Raw genomic sequence first — 23,927 nt, 5'->3', positions numbered from 1 at the left:
CTACCGAGCCGCTGCGCAGTCCCCGCGGAGGCGTCACGCTTCCCGGGTGATGGTGACCTTCACGTGCAGGTTGCTCTTGAACGGGCCGGCGTAGACGCCCCGCAGCGGCGGGATGTCGTTGTAGTCACGGCCGCGGCCGACCAGCACGTGCCGGTCGCCGATCTCGGCGTTGTTCGTCGGGTCGAAGCCCTGCCAGCCGCCCGAGAACCACTCCACCCAGGCGTGCGACTCACCCGTCACGGGCACGCCGACCTCGGCATCCGGCTGCGGATGCAGGTACCCGGACACATAGCGCGCGGGGATGCCGACTTCGCGCAGCGCCCCGAGGGTGATGTGGGTGATGTCCTGGCAGACCCCCTTGCGCTCCGCCCATGCCTCCGCACCGGTCGAATGCACCCCGGTGATGCCGTGCATGTACTCCATCGCGTCGCCCACGGCGGTCGCGATCTCCAGCGCCGCGCGGGCCGGTTCGTCGTGGCGGCCGGCGATGGTGCGCGCGAGCTCGGCGACCTCGGGGTGCGGACTGGTGCGGGTCGACTGCCCCAGCATCTCGACCGTGCCGATCGAGCGCACGCTCTCGGCAGCGAGCCGTTCCCAGCTCAGTTCGGGGAAGTCGAGCGGACGCGGGCGCACCTCGACGAGAGAGCGTGCCGTGATCTCCAGCGCCCGGTGGCCGGCGAGCACGTCGAACGCGGCGACCCGGGTGCCGAAGTAGTCGAGGTAGTAGTTGACGCTCGTCGAGGGGTCGATGTCCAACTGCGAGCTCAGCACGAACTGACTGTCGGTCGAGATCGGCAGCATCCGCGCCTCGTTGTACGACGCCCCTACGTCTCCTTGATAGGCGAAGCCGGTGGTGTGCTCGATCCGCAGCCGCATCATGATGTCTCTCCGATCCAGCTCGGCTCGGCGTGCGTGGGGAAGAAGCGCCCGCGGATGGCTTCCGAGGCCTCCCGCGTGACCTTCTGCACACGCTCCATGTGATCGGGCAGCTCGCTGAGGATCTCGCCGATCGGCCGGTACTCGAGGTCGTTGCGGATGCGTCCCAGCGCCCGCAGCACGGTGTTGGAATGGCCGACGCGGTCGGCGACCGGATCGATCTCCCGCATGCACGCTTCGGCCTGGGCGATCGAGTAGATGATCGAGCGCGGGAACAGCCGGTCCAGCAGCAGGAACTCAGCTGCGTTGGACGCGCTCGGCATCCCGCGGTAGGTGCGTAGATACGCCTCGTAGGCGCCGCAGGAGCGCAGGATCGTCGTCCACGACGGACCGGATGCCTCTGTCAGCGCGCGCGTCGCGAGAAGCCGTGCGGTCATGTCGGTGCGTTCGATCGCCCGCCCCAGCGTCAGGAACTGCCACGCCTCGTCCCGGCTCGTGGAGGAGTCGGTGATGCCGACGGCGAGCGCGGAGCGCTCCCGCACCCACTGGAAGAACTCGTGCACCTTCTCGTTGTGCAGGCGGCGGGGCATCCGAGAATTGGTCGTGTTCAGGGTCTCCCACAGCTCCGTCGAGACGATCTCGCGCGCCCGGCGGGCGTTCTCCCGCGACGCCTGCACGGCGTAGGCGATGCTCGACGGGTTGGCGCGGTCGACGGCGAGGCTGGTCAGCACGTCGGAGCGGGTGACCTCGACCGTCGGCGGTGGCGGCACCGAGCCCATGACGCCCATGAGCGAGCGGCACGCCGTGTCCTCATCGATCCAGGGGTCCTCCAGCAGCAGCTGGAGGTGCACGTCGAGGATGCGCGCGGTGCCGTCGCTGCGCTCGATGTAGCGCCCGATCCAGAACAGGCTCTCGGCGATGCGGCTCAGCATGGCGTCACCTCCGCATCCGCACCCGCGGCATCCGCCGCACGAGCGTGTCCCCCTTGCAGCCCACCGTGTCCCACTTGTTGCGCACTGTGTCCCACTTCTGGTCGCCCCAGGCCCTTGCAGACGACAGATTCTGGGACATGCTGGCGGGTGGATGCCGCGGCATCCCGCACCGGCGGCTGTCGCCGCACCGCCGACTGTCGCATCACCGCCGGCTGTCGCTTCACCTCCTGGGTGTCGCGGCCCTGCTGCTGCTGCTGCTGCTGCTCCTGCGTGCTCAGTGGACGATCCTGCGGGGAATGCGACTGCTCGCCCTGCGCGTCGTAGATGATCGGGATCGCCTCGGTGACCGAGGCCTGATCGGCGACCAGACCCGCCAGGCCGCCCGCGGTCTGCACGACGCGGTCACCGCGGTGGGGGGCGTCGCCGCCGACGATCCAGGTGTCCTTCGAGCCGCCACCCTGTGAGGAGTTGACGACGAGCTGCCCCTCCGGCAGGGCCACGCGCGTCAGGCCCCCGGGCAGCACCCAGACCTCGTCGCCGTTGTTGACCGCGAACGGACGGAGGTCCGCATGGCGCGGGCGCATCCCGTCCTCGACGAGGGTCGGGATGGTCGAGAGCATCACAACCGGTTGAGCGATCCACCCACGCGGGTCGCGGATGAGCTTCTTGCGCAGCTTCTCGAGCTCGGCGGGCGACGCGTCGGGGCCGACCACGAGGCCCTTTCCGCCCGAGCCGTCGACCGGCTTCACGACGAGCTCGTCCAGCCGGTCGAGCACCTCTTCGAGGGCGGCCGGCTCCTCCAGCCGCCACGTGTCCACGTTCTTGAGGATCGGCTCCTCCGCGAGGTAGTAGCGGATGAGGTCGGGCACGTACGTGTAGAGCAGCTTGTCGTCGGCCACCCCATTGCCCACGGCATTGGCGATCGTCACGTTGCCCAGCCGCGCGGCGAGCATGAGGCCGGGCGCTCCCAGCATCGAATCGGCGCGGAACTGCAGCGGGTCGAGGAAGTCGTCGTCCACACGGCGGTAGATGACGTCGACGCGGCGCGGCCCGCGAGTGGTGCGCATGAAGACCTTGCCTCCGACGCACTGCAGGTCGCGCCCTTCGACCAGCTCGACGCCCATGAGGCGTGCGAGCAGCGTGTGCTCGAAGTAGGCCGAGTTGTACACACCCGGCGTCAGCACGACGACGTTCGGGTCGTCGATGCCGGGCGGGGCCGAGGCGCGAAGGGCCTGCAGCAGCTTGTTGGGGTAGTCGCCGACCGGGCGCACCCGCATCGAGACGAACAATTCGGGCAGCGTCTGGGCCATGACCCGGCGGTTGGAGATGACGTAGCTGACGCCGGACGGCACCCGCACGTTGTCTTCGAGAACCCGCATCTCGCCGTTCTCGTCGCGGATGAGGTCGATGCCGGCCACCTGGATGCGCACCCCGTTGGCCGAGTGGATGCCGGCGGCCTGGCGGTAGAAGTACTGGCTGGAGGCGATCAGCGCGGCCGGCAGCACGCCGTCGCGCACGCAGTGCTGGTGGCCGTAGGCGTCGTCGAGGAACGCCTCGAGGGCGCGCACGCGCTGCTGCACGCCCTTCTCGATGTTCGACCACTCGTCGTACTGGATCACACGGGGCACGGCGTCCAGCGGGAACGGACGCTCCTCTCCGGCGAAGTCGAAGGTCACGCCCTGCGCGAGGTACGAGCTGGCGAGCGACTCGGTGCGTCCGCGCAGCTCCTCCTGAGTCATCTTGGCGAGCGCCTGATACAACTCTCGGTAGGCCGGACGAGAGGTCGCCGCGGCGCCGGCGGAGGCGGGCGCGGCGAACATCTCGTCGAAGGCCGGAACGCCGGAGACGGTCTTGCGCGGAGCCAGCGTCGAGCCGTATCCGTCGAACAGGTCACCCATGCCATGAGCCTAGTCCGGGCCGTGTTTCCTGAGTGTGACGACGGATGCCGCGGCATCCGCCCGCGCGCCGTCCGCGGCGACTTAGGATCAGCGCATGCGTACGCGAGCACGGGCAGCCGCCGCCGGCGCGGCCTCCGCCGCCTTCGGTGCCGGGCTCGGCGAGCTTGCCGGCGCCCTCGTGGGGGCGAGTCCCATCGCCGCCGTCGGCGGGGCACTGATCGACCTCGCCCCGCCGTGGGGAAAGGACCTCGCGATCGCCTTGTTCGGCACCGGCGACAAGGCGGCGCTCGTCACCGCGGTCGCCATCGCGCTGCTGCTGATCGGAGCCGGCGCCGGTCTGCTCGCCCGCCGCTCGATGGGCGCCGCGCAGGCTCTCGTCGTCGTGCTGGGGCTGGTGGGCGCGGTGGCCGCCGTGTCACGGGCCGATGCCGCCGCGCTGGCCGTCGTGGCCCCCGCCGTGGGCGCCGGCGCCACGCTCCTCGCCCTGAGCCTGCTCGCGCCGCGCGCCGTGACCGCGCCCTCCGCCGACGATGCTGCGGTCACCTCTCGCCGCACCTTCCTCCTGTGGACCGCCGGCGCGGCGGCGACGGGCGCTCTGGCCGCCGTCGGCGGGTGGGCGCTGCAGACGGGGGCCCGTGCCGCGACCGCGGTTCGCGCGGCGATCACGCTTCCGCGCGCCACGAAGACGGTGAGCGTGCCGGCCGGCGCCGACCTCGGCATCCCGCAGCTCGCGCCGGTCATCACGCCCACGGGCGATTTCTACCGGATCGACACGGCGCTCGCGGTGCCGCAGATCGACCCGGCGACCTGGCGGCTGCGTATCCACGGCAAGGTCGACACCGAGGTGGAGATCGGCTGGGACGAGCTGCTCGCCGTTCCCCTGGAAGAGAGCGTGATCACCCTCACGTGCGTCTCGAACGAGGTGGGCGGCGATCTGATCGGCACTGCGCGCTGGCTCGGCTACCCGATACGACACCTGCTGTCGCGGGCCGGCGTGCAGGCGGATGCCGACATGGTGCTCTCGACGTCGATCGACGGCTTCACGGCCGGCACCCCGCTGGAGGCGCTCACCGACGAGCGCAATGCGATCCTCGCCGTCGGGATGAACGGCGAGCCGCTTCCGCTCGCCCACGGCTTCCCCGTGCGGATGGTCGTGCCGGGCTTGTACGGCTATGTGTCGGCGACGAAGTGGGTGACCGACCTGGAGGTCACCCGTTTCTCCGATGCGCAAGGGTACTGGACGCCGCGCGGGTGGTCGGAGCGGGGCCCGATCAAGCTCGCCAGCCGCATCGACGTCCCCCGGCGGGGCGACACGGTCGCGGCCGGCGACACGGTGATCGCCGGCGTCGCCTGGCAGCAGCACGTGGGCGTTCGCGGTGTGCAGGTGCAGATCGACGGCGGCGAGTGGCAGGACGCGACGCTCGCGACCGCCATCTCGGCCGACACCTGGGTGCAGTGGTCGCTCCCGTGGCGGGCGACGGCGGGACAGCACACGATCGTGGCCCGCGCGATCGGCATCGACGGGCAGCCGCAGACGCAGACGGTCGCCCCACCGGCGCCGGACGGCGCGACCGGGTGGCCGCGGGTCTCGGTCTCCGTGGCCTGAGGCCGGGCGGGGCTCAGCCCTCGAGGACGAGCCGTAGCTGCTCGATCGCCCAGTCCAGCTCGGTGGCCCGGACCACGAGCGGCGGAGCGATGCGGATCGTCTGGCCGTGCGTGTCTTTCACGAGGACCCCCCGCGCGAGCAGCCGCTCGGCGATCTCGCGTCCCGTCCCCCGTGTCGGATCGACGTCGACGCCCGCCCAGAGCCCCGCGACACGGATCGCGGTGACGCCATTGCCGACGAGGGGCTCGAGGGTGGACTCCAGGTGCGCACCGAGCGCGGTGGCGCGCGCCTGGAACTCGCCCGATGCCAGCATCTGCACCACCTGGGCACCGATGGCCGCCGCGAGCGGGTTGCCCCCGAACGTGGACCCGTGCTCGCCGGGACGGATGATCCCGAGGACGTCGCGGTCGGCGACCACCGCCGACAGGGGCACGATCCCGCCGCCGAGCGCCTTGCCCAGCAGGTACACGTCGGGCACGACCTGTTCGCGGTCGCACGCGAACGTCGTGCCGACCCGCGCGAGCCCGGACTGGATCTCGTCCGCGATGAAGAGCACGCCCTCCCGGTCGCACAGCGCGCGGATGGCGCGCAGATACCCGTCGGGCGGAATGACGACGCCGGCCTCGCCCTGGATCGGCTCCACGAGCACGGCGGCGGTGTTCTCGTCGATCGCGGCGGCGATGGCGTCGGCATCCCCGTAGGGCACGCGGACGAATCCGGGCGTGAAGGGGCCGAAGCCGGCGCGAGCCTGCTCGTCGTCGCTGAAGCCGACGATCGTCGTGGTGCGCCCGTGGAAGTTGCCGTCGGCGACGATGATGGTCGCGGCATCCGCGGCCACCCCCTTCGTGCGGTACGCCCATGCGCGGGCGACCTTGATACCCGTCTCGACGGCTTCCGCACCGGTGTTCATCGGCAGCACGAGGTCCTTGCCGCACAGCTCCGCGAGCGCCGCGGCGAAGGTGCCGAGCTGATCGTTGTGGAACGCTCGGCTCGTCAGCGTGACCCGGCCCAGCTGCGCGGTGGCCGCGGCCACCAGGGCGGGGTGGCGGTGACCGAAGTTGAGGGCGGAGTAGGCGGCCAGCAGATCGAGGTAGCGCTTGCCCTCGACGTCGGTCACCCAGGCCCCCTCACCGCGGGCGATGACGACCGGCAGCGGGTGGTAGTTGTGCGCGACGTGCTCGTCCTCGGCCGCGATGAGGGCGGCGGAGGATTCGTCGATGGAGATGGCGGAGCTCATTTCTTTCCTCGCAGTTCGAGCGTGCAGCATTTGATGCCCCCGCCGCCGAGCAGCAGCTCTGACAGGTCGACGGGAACGGGAACGTAGCCCCGATCGCGCAGCTGGGCATCGAACCCGGTGGCGCGCGGGGAGAGGAAGACGTGACGGCCATCGGATGCCGCGTTCAGGCCGAACACGGCGCCGTCCTCGTCCGACACGAGGATCGCGTCGGGGTAACGCTCTTCCAGCAGCCGCAGCGACGCCTCGTCGAACGCCGAGGGCAGGTAGGCGATGTTCGCGGCATCCACCCCGCCCTCACCCTCGACCGGGTCGAGCACGCAGATCGCGGTGTCGAGGTGGTAGAACCGAGGATCGATCAGGCGGAGGGAGACGACCTCGCGGCCGAAGACATCGGCGACCTCGCGATGACTGTCACCGGTGGAGCGGAATCCGGTGCCGGCGAGGATCGTGTCGCCGACGAGAAGGAAGTCCCCCTCGCCCTCCTGCACCTCGACCGGTTCGATCACCTCGAAGCCGGCGGCGGCGAACCAGTCCATGAACGCACGCTCTTCCCCTCGCCGTTCCGGAACACGAAAGCGGACTCCGAGCGCTCGGCCGTCGACGACGAAACCGCCGTTGGCCGTGTAGACCATGTCGGGAAGTCCCGGCAGCGGGTCGATCAGTTCGACCTCGTGCCCGAGGGCGAGATACGTGTCGTACAACGTCTGCCACTGACGCACGGCCTTGGCCGTGTCGGTCGGTCGCGCCGGCTCCATCCACGGATTGATCGAATAGCGCACCGTGAAGTATTCCGGTCGGCACATCAGGTAGCGGCGGTGGTGGGCGATACGGTCGGGCATTCGAGATCCTCGTTCCTCGCCATCCCCATTCTGCCAGAGCACCCTCGGCATCCGCCGAGACTGTCAAGACCGTTGCGGGTTTCATTCCCCTGAGTAGATTCGTCCCATGGCCCGCCGCACGGGAGAGGAAACGCGCGCACTGTTGTTGCGCGTCGGCATGCAGATGCTGCTGGAGCGCGGCGTGGCGGCTGGTGTGCAGCACATCCGTCTGCAGGAAGTACTGCGACGGGCGGGGCTGACCACCGGCGCGGCGTATCGGTTGTGGGCCGATCAGAGCGACTATCAGCGTGATCTCGCAGTGGCGATGGTGCGGCTGCGCATCCGCAGCGACCCCGCCGAGTATCCGCGCGCCGCGATCGAGGATCTCGTCGCGGCGGGTGCCGACGGTGACGAGGTGATCCGCACGGCGACTGCCGCGCATGTGCAGAGCATCACACTCGACACCGACGATCCGACCCACGATCTGGACGCGCAGCAGTTCCTCGTGACTCTGGCCCTGCGGGCGACGGCCGAGACCTGGCCCGAGCTGCAGGAGGCGACCCGAGAGCGCCATCAGGGATCCATCGCGGCGTTCGCGCAGTTCTACGTCTACCTCATGGAGGCGTACGGGCTGCGTCTGCGCTCTCCGCTCACCATCGAAGACTTCACCGAGCTGCTGGCCGCGATGTCGGAGGGGTTCGCGTTGCGGGCGATCGAGGGCATTCCCCACCCGATCGTCGCGGCGAGCGCATCGGACGAATTCCCCGAAGGCGCGTGGACCCTTCTCGGTCTCGGAGTGCGCGCACTGGTGTATGGGCTGATGGTTCCGGTCGAGACGGACGAGCGCGACTGCGAATCGGGCGGGAGCTCTGGGGTCGAGTGAATCCCCCGGCCCCAGAGCGACACTCCCCCCGGCGTGTCACAAGACGGTCCGATCGGACGCGCAACCGCGCGTGAGTCGATCCCCGTCTGGCGCTCCCCAGATGCGCCAGAATCATGCTCGCTCGCGCGACCTTCCATCGCCAGAAAGATAAGTTGTTTCTCTCGCGGGGGCGTCGGCGACGGTTGCGTTCCACACCTTCACGAGGCGCTCGTCGGTCTCCGTCGCCGTGCGCGCCAGGCCCTCGCCATCCACATAGTCATAGGTGACCGTGGACATCTCACCCGTTGCGACGTAGCCCAGGCGCTCGTACAGGCGCCGCGCAGCGGGGTTGTCCACGGCGACGCCCAGGCTCAACCGGGTATGGCCGTGTGCACACATCCACGCTTCGGCGGCGACGACGAGCGCCGTGCCGACGCCCTGACCCCGGCGGTCCGGCCGGACGTTCAGGTTCTTCAGCTCGATCGGCGCTGCGCCGAGATCGAGCTGTCCCGACCCGACCGGGACGTCGCCGACCCACGCGACCAGCAGCATGCTGCGGCCGAGCACCTGAAGCCGCCACATCTCGCGGACGAAGCCCTTGCCGGGTGGCTCATCCGCCTCGATCCGATCGACGTCGGATGCCGAGAGCTCACGGACCTCGACGAACGCCGGCTGCATCAGATGACCTCCGCGCTCCAGTCGTCGGGGTTGCCGAAGCGGTGCGCAGTGATCGACACGGCCTGCTCGCGCAGGAACGGCAGCAGTTCGATGCGGCCGGCGGTGGTGACCTCTCCGGCGTAGACGGCGATGTCGACGTCACCGTCGGTCGCACTGACGAGGGCGTCGTGGACGCGGGCGACGGATGCCGCCGGCCCGACCAGCCGCACGCGCGGTGCGTCACCGTCTTCGCGTGCCGCCTGCAGGCGCTCGATCCACTGCTCGTCGGTCTCGACGAACACCGCGATGTCGAGATCACCGAGCGCGCGACGCACGCCGGCCGGAAGCCCCACCGGTGCACTGATCGTCATCCCGCCACCCGCGCGAACGCCCGCGACCACGACGCGCAGCAGGGCCTGCCACGCGGCATCCTTCGTCGCGCGCACCGCCACCTCGACGGGCCGATACCGGAAGAGGTTCCGCTCCACACCGAGCCGTGACACGTCCTTGACGCGGCCGAACTCCCGATCCCAGGCGACCGCGTCCGACAGCGCACCCCGGCGCAGCCATTCGAAGGCCTCGTAGTCCAGCGAGGGCTGGGCCGACTCGATGAGCGTGGTGATGCGCCCGTCGAGCCCACGCAGGTGCAGCGTCGACGAGGGCGCGCCCCCAGCGGATGCGCGCCACGAGCCGAGTCCGACGAGATAGTTGGGGCCGCCGGCTTTCGTCCCCGCCCCCACCGACGAGCGCTTCCAGCCGCCGAACGGCTGGCGCTGCACGATCGCACCGGTGATGCCGCGGTTGACGTAGAGGTTGCCCGCCTCGACCTGATCGAGCCACAGCTCGAGGTCGGCCGGGTCCTGCGTGTACAGCCCCGCCGTCAGGCCGTACGCGACGGCGTTCTGCAGCTCGACCGCCTCCGACAGCGAGGAGGCGTGCATGATGCCGAGCATCGGGCCGAAGAACTCCTCGAGGTGCGTGCGCGAGCCCGGCCGCACCCCGACGCGGATGCCGGGCCGCCACAGGCGCCCGGCCAGAGCAGCATCGGCGTCGGCCGAACCCTCGATGAGTTCGGGAGCGACCAGCCAGCTCTCACCCTCCTCGAGGGTCGTGAGGGCCCACTCGAGCTTGCCGCGCGGCGCCTCGATCACCGGCCCGACCTCGCTCAACGGGTCGGAGGGCGCTCCCACGCGCAGTGAGCGGACGGCATCGACGAGCTGGCGCGCGAACCGCTCCGAGCGCGCCACCGGTCCCACCAGGATCGCGAGCGAGGCGGCGGAGCATTTCTGCCCGGCGTGACCGAAGGCGCTCTTCACCAGATCAGACGCCGCGAGATCCAGGTCGGCGGAGGGCATGACGATCATGGCGTTCTTGCCGCTCGTCTCGGCGAGCAGCGGCAGGTCGCGCCGCCAGGAGCGGAACAGCTGCGCGGTCTCCCACGAGCCGGTGAGAATCACACGATCCACATCGGGGTGCGCGATCAGCTGCTGGCCGTGCTCCTCCTCGTCGACGTCGACCAGCGCGAGGATGTCGCGGTCGACGCCCTCGAGGTCCAACGCCGCCCAGACGGCCTCGGCGACCACGGCCGCGCAACGGCGCGCCTGAGGAGCCGGCTTGAACACGACACCCGAGCCCGCCGCGAGCGCGGCGAGCACGCCGCCGGCGGGGATCGCGACGGGGAAGTTCCAGGGCGGCGCGACCACCGTGAGCGCCGCAGGCACGAAGACCGCGCCGCTCACCCGATCGAGCTCGCGCGCCGTCGCCGCGTAGTAGTTGGCGAAGTCGACGGCTTCGCTGACTTCGACATCGGCTTCGGCGAACACCTTGCCGGTCTCGCTCGCGGCCACCTCGATGAGCTCGCCGCGCCGAGCCTCGAGCGCACGCGCGACCGCACGCAGAACCTTCGCTCGATCGTCCGCGGGCACGGCGCCCCACCGTGTGCCGGCGGCCCGAACGCGCGCGACCGTCTCTTCGAGCGACGCCGAATCGTCGATTCGCGCAGCGGCGATGGTCGACTCTCCGGCGCTCGACCCGGCAATCCGAGCCAGAATCTCGTCGGCCCAGGCACGGTTGGCCGGCAGCGCGGGGTCCGTGTCGGGCGCGTTCGCGAACCCCGGCGCACCCTCGGCGCGGACGGATTCACGGAGGTCGAAGACCGCGGTGTCGACGAACGACCCACCGTCACCCCGACCGTCGGCGATGCCGAGAACCACCTGCGTCAGATCGCCGTCGGCGGCTCCCTCCGCCGTTTCGACTGCGGGCTCCGGACGGGTGAGGGCGGGGGTCGCTGCGCGGCTCGCCGCGTCGTCCCGCCGCGTCTGTGTGCGCTGTGGCCCGACGGGAAGCGCGGGGTCGGCCGCCCGCTGCAGCGAGGCGAGGAAGCGGTCGCGCTCCCGCGCGAACATCGCCGGATCTTCGGCAAGGTCGAAAGCGGCCGAGAGGAAGTTGTCGCTCGACGCGTTCTCCTCCAACCGGCGCACGAGGTAGCTGATGGCCACATCGAACTCGTCGGGCCGCACGACCGGCACGTACAGCAGCACGTGGCCGACCTCGCGCGAGACCGCCGCCACCTGTCCCTGTGCCATGCCGAGGAGCATCTCGAACTCGACGTCGTCCCGGACGCCGCGCTCCCCCGCGAGCAACCACGCGTACGCGATGTCGAAGAGGTTGTGGCCGGCGACGCCGAGGCGCACCGCGCGCGAGTTCTCCGGCCGCAGCGCCTCGTCGAGGCACCGGAGGTAGCTGGCGTCGGCGTCGAGCTTGCTCGCATGGGTGGCCAGCGGCCAGCCGTGCATGACGGCATCCACCCGTTCCATCGCGAGGTTCGCGCCCTTGACGAGTCGCACCTTGATACGGGCGCCCCCGCCGTCGACCCGCTGCTGAGCCCAGGCGGTGAGCTGCCGCAGGGCCGGCAACGCATCGGGAAGGTAGGCCTGCAGGACGATGCCCGCCTCCAGGTCACGCAGCCGCGGATCCTCCAGCAGCCGGGTGAACACCGCGATCGTCAGGTCGAGGTCGCGGTACTCCTCCATGTCCAGATTGATGAACGTCTGAGCGGACTCGGGCCCCGCCGAGGAGGCGGCCGTCAGGTACAGCGGGAGCAGGCGGTCGACCACCCGGTCGACGACCTGGTCGAAGGCCCACATCGAGATGTGGCTCGCGATGGCCGACACCTTCACCGAGACGTAGTCGACGTCGTCGCGACGGATGAGATCGTGGATGCCCTCCAGGCGGCGCAGCGCTTCGGCTTCGCCCAGCACGGCTTCGCCCAGGAGGTTCAGATTGAGGCGCGCACCGGATTCCCGGATGGCCGTCAGAGCGGGGCCCAGCTTGTCGGGCCGGGCATCGACGATGAGGTGCCCGACCATCTCGCGCAGCGCTTTGCGCGCGATCGGCACCGTCGGCGCCGGAAGAACCGGCCCGACGGCACCCGCGGTGCGCACCGCCGCCCGCAGGTACCAGGGCAAGAACTGCGGAACCAGAGGCGCCACGCGCTGCAGGTTCGCCGCGGCGGCGCTCAACGACTCGGGACGCATGACACCGTCGACGAAGCCGATCGTGAACGGCAGCCCGTGCGGATCCTTGAGCACGCCCGCCAGCCGTTCGGCGGCGGGATCGACGTCGGCAGCCGCAGACTCGTCCACCCAGCGTCGCGCCAGCGAGATGGCGCTGTCGGCGAGCGCGGATGCCGAAGGAGGCGTGGTGGTGTCGTCGGTCACGTCTCCAGAGTGCACTGTGTCCATGCGTCCAGCGTGAGGCACGCATATGATTCGGCAAAAGCGATGATCTTTGACGGATATCGTTCGATGACAGCGATGTTTTCTCCGGCGCGACCACGACGCAGCCGAGACGACGGCGACGGGTGACGGAAGGAGCGGGCGTGTTCGAGTTGAGACGCCTCCGACTGCTGCACGAACTCGCCCAGCGCGGCACGATCGCCGCCGTCGCACAGGCGTTGGCGTACAGCCCGTCCACGATCTCGCAGCAGTTGTCGCAGTTGGAGCGCGAGGCGGGAGTGGCGCTGCTCGCTCCGGATGGACGCCGCGTGCGGCTGACCGCGCACGGTGAGACGCTGGCCGCCTACGCGGCGCGCGCCCTCGATGCCGACGAGGAGATCCGCGGCGAACTGGAAGACACCCGCCTCGGGATCGCGCCGGTGCGTCTCGCCGTGCTGCAGACAGCGGCCCGCGCTCTCGTGCCCGCAGCCCTGACCCTGCTCGCCGAGCGGACGCCGGGCCTGCGCGTGGAGATCTCCGAGCTGCCGCCCGAAGAGGGGTTGTTCGAGCTCGGAGCGCGCGGCTTCGACCTCGCGATCGCCGAGCAGTACCCGGGGCTCACTCGCCCGCACCGATCGGCGCTCGATCGGGATCTGCTCGGCGTCGATCCGATCCGGCTGGCGACGGCGCGCGCCATCGGGCCGCTGGCCGACCTGGCCGAACACGCCTGGGTGATGGAGCCGCGCGGCACGGCGGCGCGCGAGTGGGCGATGCAGCAGTGCCGCGCCGCCGGGTTCGAGCCGGATGTCCGCTTCGAGCTCGCCGACCTCAGCGGGCATGCCGAGCTGATCGCCGCCGGTCACGCCGTCGGACTGCTGCCCGATCTGCTGTGGGCCGGCGGTGCGCCCCCGGTGCACCTCAGCGCGCTTCCGGGCGACCCGGCGCGTGAGATCTTCACGGCGGCTCGCCGATCCAGCCGCAACCGTCCCGGCATCCGCAGCGTCCGCGAGGCTCTCGCCGACGCGTTCGTCGCGCGTCGGGTCTGACGCCGGCATCCCTGCGGGGTCAGTCCCACTCGCTCGGCGCGGGGGCCTTCGTCGAGGGCAGCGCGCTGTCGCGAGCCCAGTCGGCCACCCACTGCGGCAGCGGTGGGAGATCATCCGGCCGCTCGAGCGCCTCGAAGAGCTCGTCGGTGTTCACCACGCCGCCGGTGCGGCGCAGGAAGCGCGCGCGGACGATCATCTCGGCGTAGACCTCGCCGTCCACGACCGCGCGGTGCATCTGGTAGACGGCCTTGTCATCGTGGGCGTACAGGCGGGATTCGACCGTGAAGCGCTGCCAGAGCTGCAGCGACTTGCGGAAGGTCACCGTCTCGCTGGCGACCACCGCGTACCAGCCCTGCGCGTTCATCGCATCCCAGATGCCGGTGCGGATCAGCAGGTCGAAGCGGCCGAGGTCGAACAGCGAGGCGTATCGACCGTTGTTCATATGGCCGAGCAGATCGATGTCGGTGGGCAGCGTCCGAAGCCGCAGCCGACCGACACTGCGTGGCGGCATGGGGCCGCGCCGATGCAGCAGCACCTTCGCGCGCCAGATCGTCAGGAGGGTCCGCCACCATACGTTCACGAAGCGCGATGCTAGCGGATTCCCCGATGGGCCCCCGGCATCTCTTGTGGGGTTCCCACAGTCCTCGTGGTGTCGCCACGACGAGGGTGGAGCGCGGCATCCATCGATTTCGTGAATCGGAAGGGCCGCCGTAGAGTCTGGCCATGGAAGCCCCCACCGACATCACCGCGCAGACCGACACCGTCGTCCGTCCCGTTCGTGACGTGGATGCCGAGGCCCTCGGACGGGTCCACGCGACGTGCTGGCACGAGACCTACGACCACCTCATCAGCAAGGCCGCTCTCGAGAACGTCTCTCCCAAGCGCCTCGCCGAGCTGTGGACGCACTGGGCCCAGCAGGGACCCGAGTTCAAGATGTTCGCCGCCCTCGTCGGCGGCGAGATCGTCGGATTCGCCGGCTCGGGCCCGGCGCGCGACCGCGACGCTCCGCGCACGCGTGAGCTCTACTTCATCTACCTGCTCGACCAGTTCCACGGCACCGGCATCGGGCAGCAGCTGTTCGACGCGACGGTCGACGCCGACGAGGAGCTCTACCTCTGGGTCGCCGCGGACAACCCGCGTGCTCACCGCTTCTACGCGCGCAACGGCTTCACGCTCGACGGCGCCACGCACACCGAGCCGTTCCTCGGTGAGACGCTCACCGAGGTCCGCTTCGTGCGCTGATCGCGCCTGCCGCGTCGCGGGTTCTGCCGGCCCCACCGCGCTGACGAACTCCGCAGATTCTGACGAACTCCGCATCCAGATCGCCGATCGGATGCGGAGTTCGTCGCATTCTGCGGAGATGCTCGGCTGAGCGGCGGCCACTGTCGGGACGCTGATCGCGCGCGTCAGCGCCCGCTGACCGTGCCGAACAGGCGGGCGATCGGGGCGAGCACGAGCGGGCGGGCGACGACCCACGCGGCGGCGATGACCACGAGCGAGACCACGAACAGCCAGAAGCCGGTCCAGTTGTCGGCATAGGCCGTCGGGTCGACCGAGCCCTGCGCGGCGTACATGTGGTTGAGGTTGCGCAGCGCCCCGGTCGCGAGCACGAGAACGACGTGGATGACGATGAACACGACGAAGAACAGCATCACCGGGAAGTGGACCTTGCGCGCCCACTCGATCGGGTAGGCGGCGCTGAGCTTCAGGTTCTTCTTCGGCCACATCCCGCTCATCCGGAAGCCGGTGATCGCGGCGAGCGGGGCGGCGATGAAGACGGTCGAGAAGTAGGCGAGCTGCTGCAGCGCGTTGTAGTTGACCCAGCCGTTCTCGGTCGGCCAGTCCAGCGAGACGTACTGCAGCGCGGCGCTGAGCGCGTTGGGGACGACTTCCCAGCTCGTGGGGACGATCCGCATCCACTGGCCGGTGACGAACAGCAGCACGATGAAGACGGCGCCGTTGATGAGCCACAGGATGTCGAGCGCCTGATGGAACCAGATCGTCAGGCTCGTCTTGCCCTTGGGGTTGTTCTTCGGCGCCCAGAAGACGCTCGGCCGCTTCTCGCGGCGGATCGTGAGCCCCGAGCGGATGATCAGCACCATCAGGAAGACGTTGAAGAAGTGCTGCCAGCCGAGCCACGCGGGGATGCCGACGGGCGCACCGGCAGGCAGGTGGTACTCCCCGGGGTAGGTCGCGAGGAAGTCGCGCATGCCGTCCAGGCTCAGCAGGAATCGCACCGCGAGCACGGCCATGCCCGCCGCGAACAGCAGGCCGATTCCGCCGACCACGACGGCGCCCGCCCACTGCGTCTTCGTGAAAGGCCCGATCCGCTGCGGCTCGGGCTTCGGCTGCGGCCGACGCCACGCGGCGCGACCGGCCCACGCGGTCTGCGGAACGCTCAACGGGGCGCGCGGCGCCTCGGTGGCGGTGCCGATGAGCGGGAGGTCGGCCGCGGGTGCGGCCTCCTCGGCCGCAGTACCCGCGCCGTCCGCCGCAGCATCGGCGGCGACCGGGGAGGAGACGGCGGCGGCCGGGGAAGAGACGGCGGCGACTGTGCCGGCGGGTGGCCACGCGTCGCCACCCGCGATGCGCGGCAGCCCGCGGCGCACGGAGGTGTCACCGTCGGCGGCGGCGAGCGGGGGCGCCGGAGGGGCGGCGGCGAGCGGGGGCGCCGGAGGGGCGGAGGCGACCTCAGAGGGCGTCGGCCCCGGGCCCGCGGCAGCCACGACGTCCGCGGACGGCCACGGCTCGCCGCCGGCGACGCGGGGCAGGCCGCGGCGGACGACCGTCGTCCCGCTGCGCTCGGGCGCGGACGCCGTCGCGAGCGCCGGCGGCTCGCCCGAGCCCGTCGACGGCTCGGCGGGTCGCCCCGCTGCCGCCTCGACGACCGCTGCCGCGGGCGCAGAGGCGTCCACGACGGCCTCGGCGGGCGCGCTCGCGGCCGGCGGCCACGGTTCTCCACCGGCGACGCGCGGCAAGCCGCGGCGCATGGACGATCCGCCGGTCGCCATCAGGCCTTCCTGGCGTCGAGGGCGGCGATCAGCTGCGGGACGACCGTGAACACGTCCCCCACGATGCCGAAGTCGGCGATGTCGAAGATCGGGGCGTCGCCGTCTTTATTGATCGCGACGATCGTCTTCGCGGTCTGCATGCCAGCCTTGTGCTGGATGGCCCCCGAGATGCCGAGAGCCACGTACAGCTGGGGCGACACCGATACCCCGGTCTGCCCGACCTGGTGCGAGTAGGGGATGTATCCGGCATCCACGGCCGCGCGAGACGCGCCCACAGCCGCGCCGAGGGCATCGGCGAGCTGTTCGACGAGCGCGAACTTCTCGGCCGAGCCGAGTCCGCGCCCTCCGGAGACGACCTTCGCCGCGCCGCGCAGCTCCGGCCGCGACGACGCGGCGACTTCGGCTTCGAATCCGGTGATGCGCGCCGCCGGCGCGCCCGAGGCGGCGGCCTCCAGCGGCACCACCCGCGGCTCGGCGACGGCCGCGGCACGGGCCTCGACCGCCCCCTGGCGCACCGTGACCACGAGAGGACCGAAGGTGGCTGCGCTCGTGACGTTGTACGCCCCGCCGTAGACGGAATGCTGCGCGAGCACGCCCTCGTCGTCGCGGGAGACGCCGACCGCATCCACGGCCAGAGCCGCGCGCGAGCGTGCCGCGTACCGTCCGGCGATGTCGCGGCCCTCGATGGAGTTCGACACGAGCACGGCGTCGGGCTTCACGAGCGCGGATGCCGCGTCCACGGCATCGACCAGAGGAACCGTCAGCGATCCGTCCGCACCGCCCAGCCCCGCGGTGAGCACGACCGCAGCCCCCAGCGCACCCGCCGCCTCGGCGAGTGCGGCATGCGCCTCCTCACCGGCGACGACCAGCGCGACCGGCGTGCCGATGCCGGCGGCGGCGCCGAGCAGTCCGGCGGCCGAGCCGGCCAGCTCACCGGCCGGGGTGACATCCAGCAGCACGAGAATCGCGTCCGAGGCGACATCCACCATCACGTTCTCCATCGTCATCGTTCCCCGCACCGTTCTCAGGCCAGTCGGTTCTCGACGAGGAAGGCGGCGAGCTTGTCGCCCGCGTCGCCCTCATCGACGATCTTGATTCCCGCACCGCGCGGAGGCTTCTCGGCGACCGCCGTCATGATCGACTGCGCGGCCGCGGACGGGTCCACGTCGACGCCGAGGTCGGCCAGCGACACGGTCTCGAACGGCTTCTTCTTCGCCGCCATGATGCCCTTGAAGTTCGGGAACCGGGCATCCGGGAGGGCTTCGGTGATCGAGATGACGGCCGGCAGCGTCGCACTGACCTGCGCGGTGCCGAAGTCGGTGGCGCGCGTGCCGGTGATCTCCCCCTCGCCGATGGTGACCGACGACAGCGCGGTCGCCTGCGGCACCTGCAGGTGCTCGGCGATCATCGCCGGAAGGACGCCGCCGGTGCCGTCGGTGGAGAGATTGCCGGTGATGACCAGGTCGAACCCGGCTCGCCGCACCGCCGCGGCGAGCACGGCCGCGGTCACGCCCAGATCTGCGCCGGCCAGCGCCGGGTCGACGACCTGCAGAGCGGATGCCGCGCCCATCGCGAGCCCCTTGCGGATGGTGGCCGCAGCCTCCTCCGATGCCATCGAGACGACAGCGACCTCCGTGCCGGGGTGGGCGTCGGCATACGACAGAGCCACCTCCAGTGCGCGCTCCCCGATCTCATCGAGCACGCGCTCGGAGGCCGAGCGCTCGGCGAGACCGGTCTCGAGGTCGAGCTTGCGGTCGCCGTAGGTGTCGGGGACTTCTTTGACCAGCACCACGATCTTCATCGGTTCTCCTTGCGACGCATTCATTCTAGAAGGTGCGACTCAGTATCGCATCCGTTGAGACTCAGGATCATCCGTGGGGACGGATCGAGGTCCGCGCTAGCGTGAGACCAGCGCGCACGGCACTCCGGGCGCCGAGCCGTTCGAGGAGATGCCCGTGAGCCGCACGCCGTCGTCGCCACGCGATCCGATCGCAGAGGCCCGCCGCCAGTGGGTGGCGCACGGCTGGGTCGACGCCGCGGCAGGGATGACGGCGGTGACGAGCATCATGCGGGCGCACCAGATTCTGCTCGCGCGCGTCGACGAGGCCCTGAAGCCGTTCTCGCTCACGTTCGCCCGTTACGAACTGCTGACGCTGCTGAGTTTCACCCGTAACGGACGGATGCCGCTGTCGTCGGCGGCGAGCCGCTTGCAAGTGCACCCGACGAGCGTGACGAACACCGTCGACCGCCTTGAAGCGGCCGCGCTCGTCGCGCGCGAGCCGCACCCCGGCGATCGTCGGGCGACGCTGGTCGCCCTGACGAGGGCAGGGCGTGACCTCGCGGCTCAGGCCACCGCGGCGCTCAACGACGCCGTGTTCGCCGCGCCCGGCCTGACAGCCGACGACGTGGAAGACCTCGTCGCGATCGTCGCCCGACTGCGCCGGTCGGCGGGCGATGTCGTCAGCGATTCGTGAATCGCGGCGCACGCTTCTCCCGGAAGGCGGCCATGCCCTCCTTCTGGTCGTCCAGCGCGAACAGTGATGTGAAGACCTGCTTCTCGAAGCGCAGCCCCTCGGCGGCGCCGGTCTCCAGCGAGGCGCGCAGCGACTCCTTGGCGGCGTACAGGACGGGAAGCGATTTCGCGGCGATCTGCTCGGCCATCGCTTCTGCCTCGGCGAGCAGGTCGGCGGCGGGCACGATGCGGGAGACCAGGCCGGCCCGCTCGGCTTCGGCGGCATCCATCATCCGTCCCGTGAGCACGAGCTCTGCCGCCTTGTAGTAACCGATCGCACGCGGCAGACGCTGCGTGCCGCCGAGGCCGGGGATGACGCCGAGAGTGATCTCGGGCTGACCGAAGCGGGCGGTGTCGGCAGCCAGGATGATGTCGCACGCCATCGCCAGCTCGCAGCCGCCTCCGAGCGCGTACCCCGCGACGGCCGCGATGACGGGCGTGCGTACGCGCGAGAAGGCCTCGAGGCCCACGAAGGGGTTGCGCAGCGACATCTCGACGGCAGAGCGGTCCTCCATCTGCTTGATGTCGGCGCCGGCGGCGAAGGCGCGCTCCGAGCCGGTGACGACGATGCAGCCGATCTCCTCGTCGGCATCGAACGCGGCCGCCGCGGCGGCGAGTTCTTCGACCAGGGTCGAGTTCAGCGCGTTGAGCGCCTCGGGCCGGTTCAGGGTGATCCATCCGACGCGGCCGCGGGTGGAGACGAGGATCGTGGAGTAGTCGCTCATGTGCTCATGCTCCCAGAACGTCGCGACCGATGATGACCCGCATGATCTCGTTCGTACCCTCCAGGATCTGATGCACACGAAGGTCGCGCACCACCTTCTCGATCCCGTACTCCTGCAGATACCCGTAGCCGCCGTGCAGCTGCAGCGCCCGGTTGGCCACCTCGAAGCCGGCGTCGGTGGCGAAGCGCTTGGCCATGGCGCACTGCACGGCGACGTCGTCGGCACGGGCGTCGATCGCGCGAGCCGCGTCGCGCACCATCGCCCGGGCCGCCTGCAGCTGCGTGGCCATGTCGGCGAGGGCGAACACGACGCTCTGCCGTTCGGCGAGGGCCTCGCCGAACGTGAACCGCTCGTGCACGTAGCGCACGGCACGATCGAGCGCCCACTGGGCGCCGCCGACGGAGCAGGCCGCGATGTTGACCCGCCCCCCGTTGAGCCCGCTCATCGCGATGCGGAACCCCTCGCCCACGCCGCCCAGCAGAGCGGATGCCGGCACCCGCACCTCGTCGAGGATCACCTGACGGGTGGGCTGCGCGTTCCACCCCATCTTGCGCTCGTTGGGTCCGAAGCTCAGACCCGCGGCATCCGCCGGCACCAGGAAGGCGCTGATGCCCCGCGCACCGGGCTCGCCGGTGCGGGCCATGACGACATAGACCGCCGCCTCCCCCGCCCCGGAGATGAACTGCTTGACCCCGGTGAGCACATAGCCGTCGCCGTCGGCGATCGCGCTGGTCGTGATGGCCGCGGCATCCGAGCCCGCGCCGGGCTCCGTGAGGCAGTAGGCGCCGAGGTCGCGAAGCGTGATCAGACGCGGCAGCCACTGCTCGCGCTGCGCCGGAGTGCCGTGGGTGTCGATCATCCAGGCGACCATGTTGTGGATGCTGATGTACGCGGCGATCGTGGGATCACCCATCGACAGCTGCTCGAAGACGAGTGCGGCGTCCTCGCGCGTCAGCGCGGTGCCGCCGACGTCCTCACGCACGTACAGCCCTCCGAGGCCGAGTTCGCCGGCGTCGGCGAGCACATCCCGCGGAAAGTGCTTGTCGCGATCCCATTCCAGCGCGTGCGGCTCCAGCCGCGTCCGGGCGAAGTCGCGGACGGCTTCGAGGATGGCTCCCCGCTCATCGGCGGAGAGGGAAGGGGACACAGTCATGCTCATCGCGTCACGTCCTTGTGAAACAGATCGACAGCCGGAAGTGCGCCCGGTAGGGCACAGCGATCATTTTACATGGACGTCCTAGTATCTCGCGCGACGCTCCAATGCGTCTCCTGTGGGCGCCCGGCTGTCACGCGTACTAGCGTGAAGGCGCAGACCACGGGAGGAGGGCGATGGTGCTCAGTACGCGCGGGTCGAACCTCCTCGGGGTGGGCAACTACAACCAGGCGCTGATCCTCGACCTCATCCGGCGCTCCCCCGACGGCATGAGCCGGGTGGAGCTCGCCGAGAAGACCGGACTGTCCGCACAGACCCTCACCAACGTCACCCGCCGACTCACGGCGGAAGGGTTCATCGCCGAGGCAGGCAAAGTGGGGACGGGACCGGGCAAGCCTCGGACGATGCTCGCGCTCGAACCCTCGGCGCGCTTCGCGATCGGCGTGCACCTGGACCCCGCGGTGACCACGGTGGTGCTGCTCGACCTGGCGGGTCGCATCGTCCAGCACAGGGAGATCCAGCCGACCGGCGCCTCCAGCCGCCGACAGCTCCAGGCGATCAGCGAGGTCGCCAGCGATCTCGTCACCTCATTGCCCGATCCGAGTCGCGTCTTGGGCGTCGGCATCGCCGCGCCCGGCCCTCTCGACACGGATGCCGGCCTGCTGCTGAACCCGCCCCTGCTGCCGGAGTGGTCGGACACGCCGCTGCGGGAGGACCTGGCGATGACGACGGGCCTCCCGGCGCTCTTGGAGAAAGACGTGATCGCCGCCATGGTCGGCGAGCTGTGGGTGACACCGGCCGGCGATCTGGGCGACGCCCTGTTCTTCTACTACGGCGCCGGCGCCGGCGTCGGACTATCCCTGGACAGCACTCCTCTGCGCGGGGCGAGCTCCAACGCCGGGGACATCGCCCACCTGATCGTCGACCCGGATGGACCGGCATGCGGGTGCGGCGCGCGTGGGTGCCTCGGAGTCTCGCTCGAACCGGCGACACTGCTCAGCGAGGCCGGCCTCCGCTCCGCCCGGGAGACGACGCCGCGCGACCCCCGCGCGGCACTGGACGAGCTGTGCCTGCGAGCACTGGAAGGCGAACCGCAGCCTGCCGCGGCATTGACCCGGGCCGCCGCACGCATCGCACGCGCCCTCGTGCAGCTGGACAACCTTCTCGATCTGACCGACGCCGTCCTCGGGGGTCCCGTCTGGGCGCGCCTGAGCCCGTTCCTCCGGCCCGCCGTCGCAGATGCCCTGCCCCGCACCGGTGGCATGACCACGGTGCGCCCGCTCACCCTGCGGGAATCGCGCCTCGGCACGGATGTCGCCGCCGTCGGAGCCGCCTGTCTCGTGCTGGACGGTGCCTTCACCGCACGCCCCTCGCACCTGCTCATCACCGGCTGAGAGCGATCCGCGCTCATTGCTCGTCGAGATGCAATCGTGACTTGACCTCATTTATCAAGTTGATAGATTAATCACGCTCAGCGCCGAGCTGACGCCATCCCCTAGCAAAGGAGCAGGAATGCGACACAAAGTTCTGGGCGCTGCCGCCGCCATCACGGTGGCCGGACTCGCCCTGACCGGCTGCAGCGGCAGCGCCCCCGCCGCCCCCGCCACCGAGTCCGGCGAGCGGACCATCACTGTCGTCTATCAGAAGACGGCGGCCTTCCATCAACTCGACGACCTCTTCCAGAAGGTCAAGCCCGAGTTCGAGGCCGCCAATCCTGGCGCGACCGTGAAACTGCAGCCGATCGAGTCGGAAGACCAGTACTTCACCAAGCTCGCTCTGATGAACGGCTCGCCCGAAACCGCGCCGGACGTCATCTACGAGGACACCTTCCAGATCAAGTCCGACTCCGCCGCCGGATACCTGCTGCCGATCGACGACTACGTCGCGAACTGGGCGGACTGGAGCCAGTTCTACGATGCGGCCAAGCAGGCCGGCCTCGGCGACGACGGCAAGACGTACGGCGTCTCGATGGGAACAGACACCCGTGGCATCTACTTCAATAAGGACATCTTCGCGAAGGCGGGTCTGCCCGCCGATTGGCAGCCGAAGACCTGGGACGACATCATCACGGCCGCCGAGAAGATCAAGGCCGCCGTCCCCGACGTCACGCCGCTCAACATCTACGGCGGCAAGGCCGCCGGCGAGCAGACCTCGATGCAGGGCTTCGAGATGCTCATGTACGGCACCGGCTCGACTCTGTATGACAACGATTCCCAGAAGTGGGTGACGGGCTCGAAGGGCATGGCCGACTCGCTGTCGTTCTACAAGGAGCTCTACGACAAGGGCCTCGCGACACCGCTCGATCTCGCTCTGGACCCCACGATCGGCAGCCGCGTGTCGACCGAGCTGATCCCGCAGGGCAAGGTCGCTATGGCGATCGACGGATCGTGGCTGCCGGGCGGATGGATGACCGGCGACCACGCGTGGCCGGCCTGGCAGCAGACGATGGGCCTCGCGAAGATGCCGACCCAGGACGGTGCGGACCCGGGCGCGACCTCGATGTCAGGCGGATGGACGCTCGCGGTGGGCTCGCAGACGAAGCACCCCAAGACGGCATTCGATTTCATCGCGATGGCGCTGAACAAGGAGAACACCCTCAAGTACGACACGGAGAACAGCCAGATCGCCGTCCGTGACGACGTCGCCACCTCCCAGGACTACCTCGGCTACAACCCGACCTTCAAGTTCTTCGCCGACCTCGTGAAGGTCACCCACTTCCGCCCGGCAACGCCCGACTATTCGCAGATCTCCAGCGCCATCCAGCAGGCGACGGAGTCGGTGATCACCGGTGATGCGACTCCGGAGCAGGCCGCGAAGACCTACGACGGCGCGCTCACCAAGATCGTCGGGGCGCAGAAGGTGACTCAGGGCAACTGAC

At 70.3% G+C, this 23,927-nt stretch carries 20 protein-coding genes; 7 read left to right on the top strand and 13 right to left on the bottom strand.

The window, feature by feature from the left end; all coding sequences use genetic code 11:
• Positions 1-33 precede the first annotated feature (33 nt).
• The 3 genes from PP359_RS10775 to PP359_RS10765 are packed head-to-tail and all read right to left on the bottom strand — an operon-like array spanning position 34 to position 3,706.
• Positions 34-879: a transglutaminase family protein gene (locus tag PP359_RS10775; RefSeq protein ID WP_499250557.1), complete on the bottom strand. Its 846-nt coding sequence runs from the start codon at positions 877-879 to the stop codon at positions 34-36.
• Positions 876-1,808 carry an alpha-E domain-containing protein gene (locus tag PP359_RS10770; protein WP_005047726.1) on the bottom strand — a complete coding sequence of 311 codons (933 nt, stop codon included), beginning with the start codon at positions 1,806-1,808 and terminating at the stop codon, positions 876-878. The genes PP359_RS10775 and PP359_RS10770 overlap by 4 nt, the downstream gene beginning before the upstream one ends.
• Positions 1,802-3,706 (bottom strand): circularly permuted type 2 ATP-grasp protein, encoded by a 1,905-nt coding sequence (locus PP359_RS10765; RefSeq protein ID WP_499250556.1) that lies wholly within the window; start codon positions 3,704-3,706, stop codon positions 1,802-1,804. The genes PP359_RS10770 and PP359_RS10765 overlap by 7 nt, the downstream gene beginning before the upstream one ends.
• 94 nt (positions 3,707-3,800) lie before the next feature.
• Here PP359_RS10765 and PP359_RS10760 point away from each other — a divergent pair, with 94 nt between their 5' ends.
• On the top strand, positions 3,801-5,312 hold the full coding sequence (locus PP359_RS10760) for a molybdopterin-dependent oxidoreductase (RefSeq protein WP_499250555.1): 1,512 nt from the start codon (positions 3,801-3,803) through the stop codon (positions 5,310-5,312).
• 13 nt (positions 5,313-5,325) lie between these two features.
• Here PP359_RS10760 and rocD read toward each other — a convergent pair whose 3' ends face one another.
• Positions 5,326-6,549, bottom strand: a complete 1,224-nt coding sequence (gene rocD, locus PP359_RS10755; protein WP_499250554.1) for an ornithine--oxo-acid transaminase — start codon at positions 6,547-6,549, stop codon at positions 5,326-5,328.
• Positions 6,546-7,388: a dimethylargininase gene (gene ddaH / locus PP359_RS10750; RefSeq protein ID WP_294979985.1), complete on the bottom strand. Its 843-nt coding sequence runs from the start codon at positions 7,386-7,388 to the stop codon at positions 6,546-6,548. The genes rocD and ddaH overlap by 4 nt, the downstream gene beginning before the upstream one ends.
• A gap of 106 nt (positions 7,389-7,494) precedes the next feature.
• Between ddaH and PP359_RS10745 the strand changes: the two genes are divergently transcribed.
• Positions 7,495-8,250: a hypothetical protein gene (locus PP359_RS10745; protein ID WP_347417850.1), complete on the top strand. Its 756-nt coding sequence runs from the start codon at positions 7,495-7,497 to the stop codon at positions 8,248-8,250.
• A gap of 111 nt (positions 8,251-8,361) precedes the next feature.
• Here PP359_RS10745 and PP359_RS10740 read toward each other — a convergent pair whose 3' ends face one another.
• Together PP359_RS10740 and PP359_RS10735 are read right to left on the bottom strand one after the other, a co-directional pair.
• On the bottom strand, positions 8,362-8,907 hold the full coding sequence (locus tag PP359_RS10740) for a GNAT family N-acetyltransferase (protein ID WP_499250553.1): 546 nt from the start codon (positions 8,905-8,907) through the stop codon (positions 8,362-8,364).
• Entirely contained in the window at positions 8,907-12,605 is a 3,699-nt protein-coding gene (locus PP359_RS10735; protein WP_499250552.1) for a proline dehydrogenase family protein, read from the bottom strand. Before PP359_RS10735 ends, PP359_RS10740 begins: the two co-directional genes overlap by 1 nt.
• Positions 12,606-12,766: 161 nt before the next feature.
• Between PP359_RS10735 and PP359_RS10730 the strand changes: the two genes are divergently transcribed.
• A complete protein-coding gene (locus PP359_RS10730; RefSeq protein WP_061683823.1) occupies positions 12,767-13,648 on the top strand; it encodes a LysR family transcriptional regulator in 882 nt (293 codons plus the stop codon).
• A gap of 19 nt (positions 13,649-13,667) precedes the next feature.
• Here PP359_RS10730 and PP359_RS10725 read toward each other — a convergent pair whose 3' ends face one another.
• Positions 13,668-14,228 carry an acyl-CoA thioesterase gene (locus PP359_RS10725; protein ID WP_036317546.1) on the bottom strand — a complete coding sequence of 187 codons (561 nt, stop codon included), beginning with the start codon at positions 14,226-14,228 and terminating at the stop codon, positions 13,668-13,670.
• A gap of 143 nt (positions 14,229-14,371) precedes the next feature.
• On the opposite strand from PP359_RS10725, the gene PP359_RS10720 reads away from it, so the two are divergent.
• Positions 14,372-14,890 (top strand): GNAT family N-acetyltransferase, encoded by a 519-nt coding sequence (locus PP359_RS10720; RefSeq protein ID WP_036289977.1) that lies wholly within the window; start codon positions 14,372-14,374, stop codon positions 14,888-14,890.
• Positions 14,891-15,054: 164 nt separating this feature from the next.
• On the opposite strand, the gene PP359_RS10715 is transcribed toward PP359_RS10720, so the two are convergent.
• The 3 genes from PP359_RS10715 to PP359_RS10705 are packed head-to-tail and all read right to left on the bottom strand — an operon-like array spanning position 15,055 to position 18,460.
• On the bottom strand, positions 15,055-16,659 hold the full coding sequence (locus PP359_RS10715) for a cytochrome b/b6 domain-containing protein (RefSeq protein ID WP_499250551.1): 1,605 nt from the start codon (positions 16,657-16,659) through the stop codon (positions 15,055-15,057).
• Positions 16,659-17,666, bottom strand: coding sequence for an electron transfer flavoprotein subunit alpha/FixB family protein (locus PP359_RS10710; protein WP_499250550.1), 1,008 nt, complete (start codon positions 17,664-17,666; stop codon positions 16,659-16,661). Before PP359_RS10710 ends, PP359_RS10715 begins: the two co-directional genes overlap by 1 nt.
• 17 nt (positions 17,667-17,683) lie before the next feature.
• On the bottom strand, positions 17,684-18,460 hold the full coding sequence (locus PP359_RS10705) for an electron transfer flavoprotein subunit beta/FixA family protein (RefSeq protein ID WP_061683826.1): 777 nt from the start codon (positions 18,458-18,460) through the stop codon (positions 17,684-17,686).
• Positions 18,461-18,614: 154 nt separating this feature from the next.
• Between PP359_RS10705 and PP359_RS10700 the strand changes: the two genes are divergently transcribed.
• Positions 18,615-19,133 carry a MarR family winged helix-turn-helix transcriptional regulator gene (locus PP359_RS10700; RefSeq protein WP_499250549.1) on the top strand — a complete coding sequence of 173 codons (519 nt, stop codon included), beginning with the start codon at positions 18,615-18,617 and terminating at the stop codon, positions 19,131-19,133.
• On the opposite strand, the gene PP359_RS10695 is transcribed toward PP359_RS10700, so the two are convergent.
• Together PP359_RS10695 and PP359_RS10690 are read right to left on the bottom strand one after the other, a co-directional pair.
• Entirely contained in the window at positions 19,120-19,896 is a 777-nt protein-coding gene (locus tag PP359_RS10695; RefSeq protein WP_294978181.1) for an enoyl-CoA hydratase-related protein, read from the bottom strand. The genes PP359_RS10700 and PP359_RS10695 overlap by 14 nt on opposite strands.
• A 4-nt stretch (positions 19,897-19,900) precedes the next feature.
• Entirely contained in the window at positions 19,901-21,049 is a 1,149-nt protein-coding gene (locus PP359_RS10690) for an acyl-CoA dehydrogenase family protein (protein ID WP_499250548.1), read from the bottom strand.
• A 176-nt stretch (positions 21,050-21,225) separates the two neighbouring features.
• Here PP359_RS10690 and PP359_RS10685 point away from each other — a divergent pair, with 176 nt between their 5' ends.
• Both PP359_RS10685 and PP359_RS10680 read left to right on the top strand, forming a co-directional pair.
• The gene (locus PP359_RS10685; RefSeq protein WP_499250547.1) at positions 21,226-22,443 is read left to right on the top strand and encodes an ROK family transcriptional regulator; all 1,218 of its coding nucleotides are present in this window, start codon (positions 21,226-21,228) and stop codon (positions 22,441-22,443) included.
• 118 nt (positions 22,444-22,561) lie between these two features.
• Positions 22,562-23,926, top strand: a complete 1,365-nt coding sequence (locus PP359_RS10680; protein ID WP_499250546.1) for an extracellular solute-binding protein — start codon at positions 22,562-22,564, stop codon at positions 23,924-23,926.
• Position 23,927 lies beyond the last annotated feature (1 nt).

Source organism: Sphingomonas sp. BLCC-B65 (assembly GCF_028550675.1).
Classification (GTDB): domain Bacteria; phylum Actinomycetota; class Actinomycetes; order Actinomycetales; family Microbacteriaceae; genus Microbacterium.
This window is presented reverse-complemented; position numbering and strand designations above follow the sequence as displayed.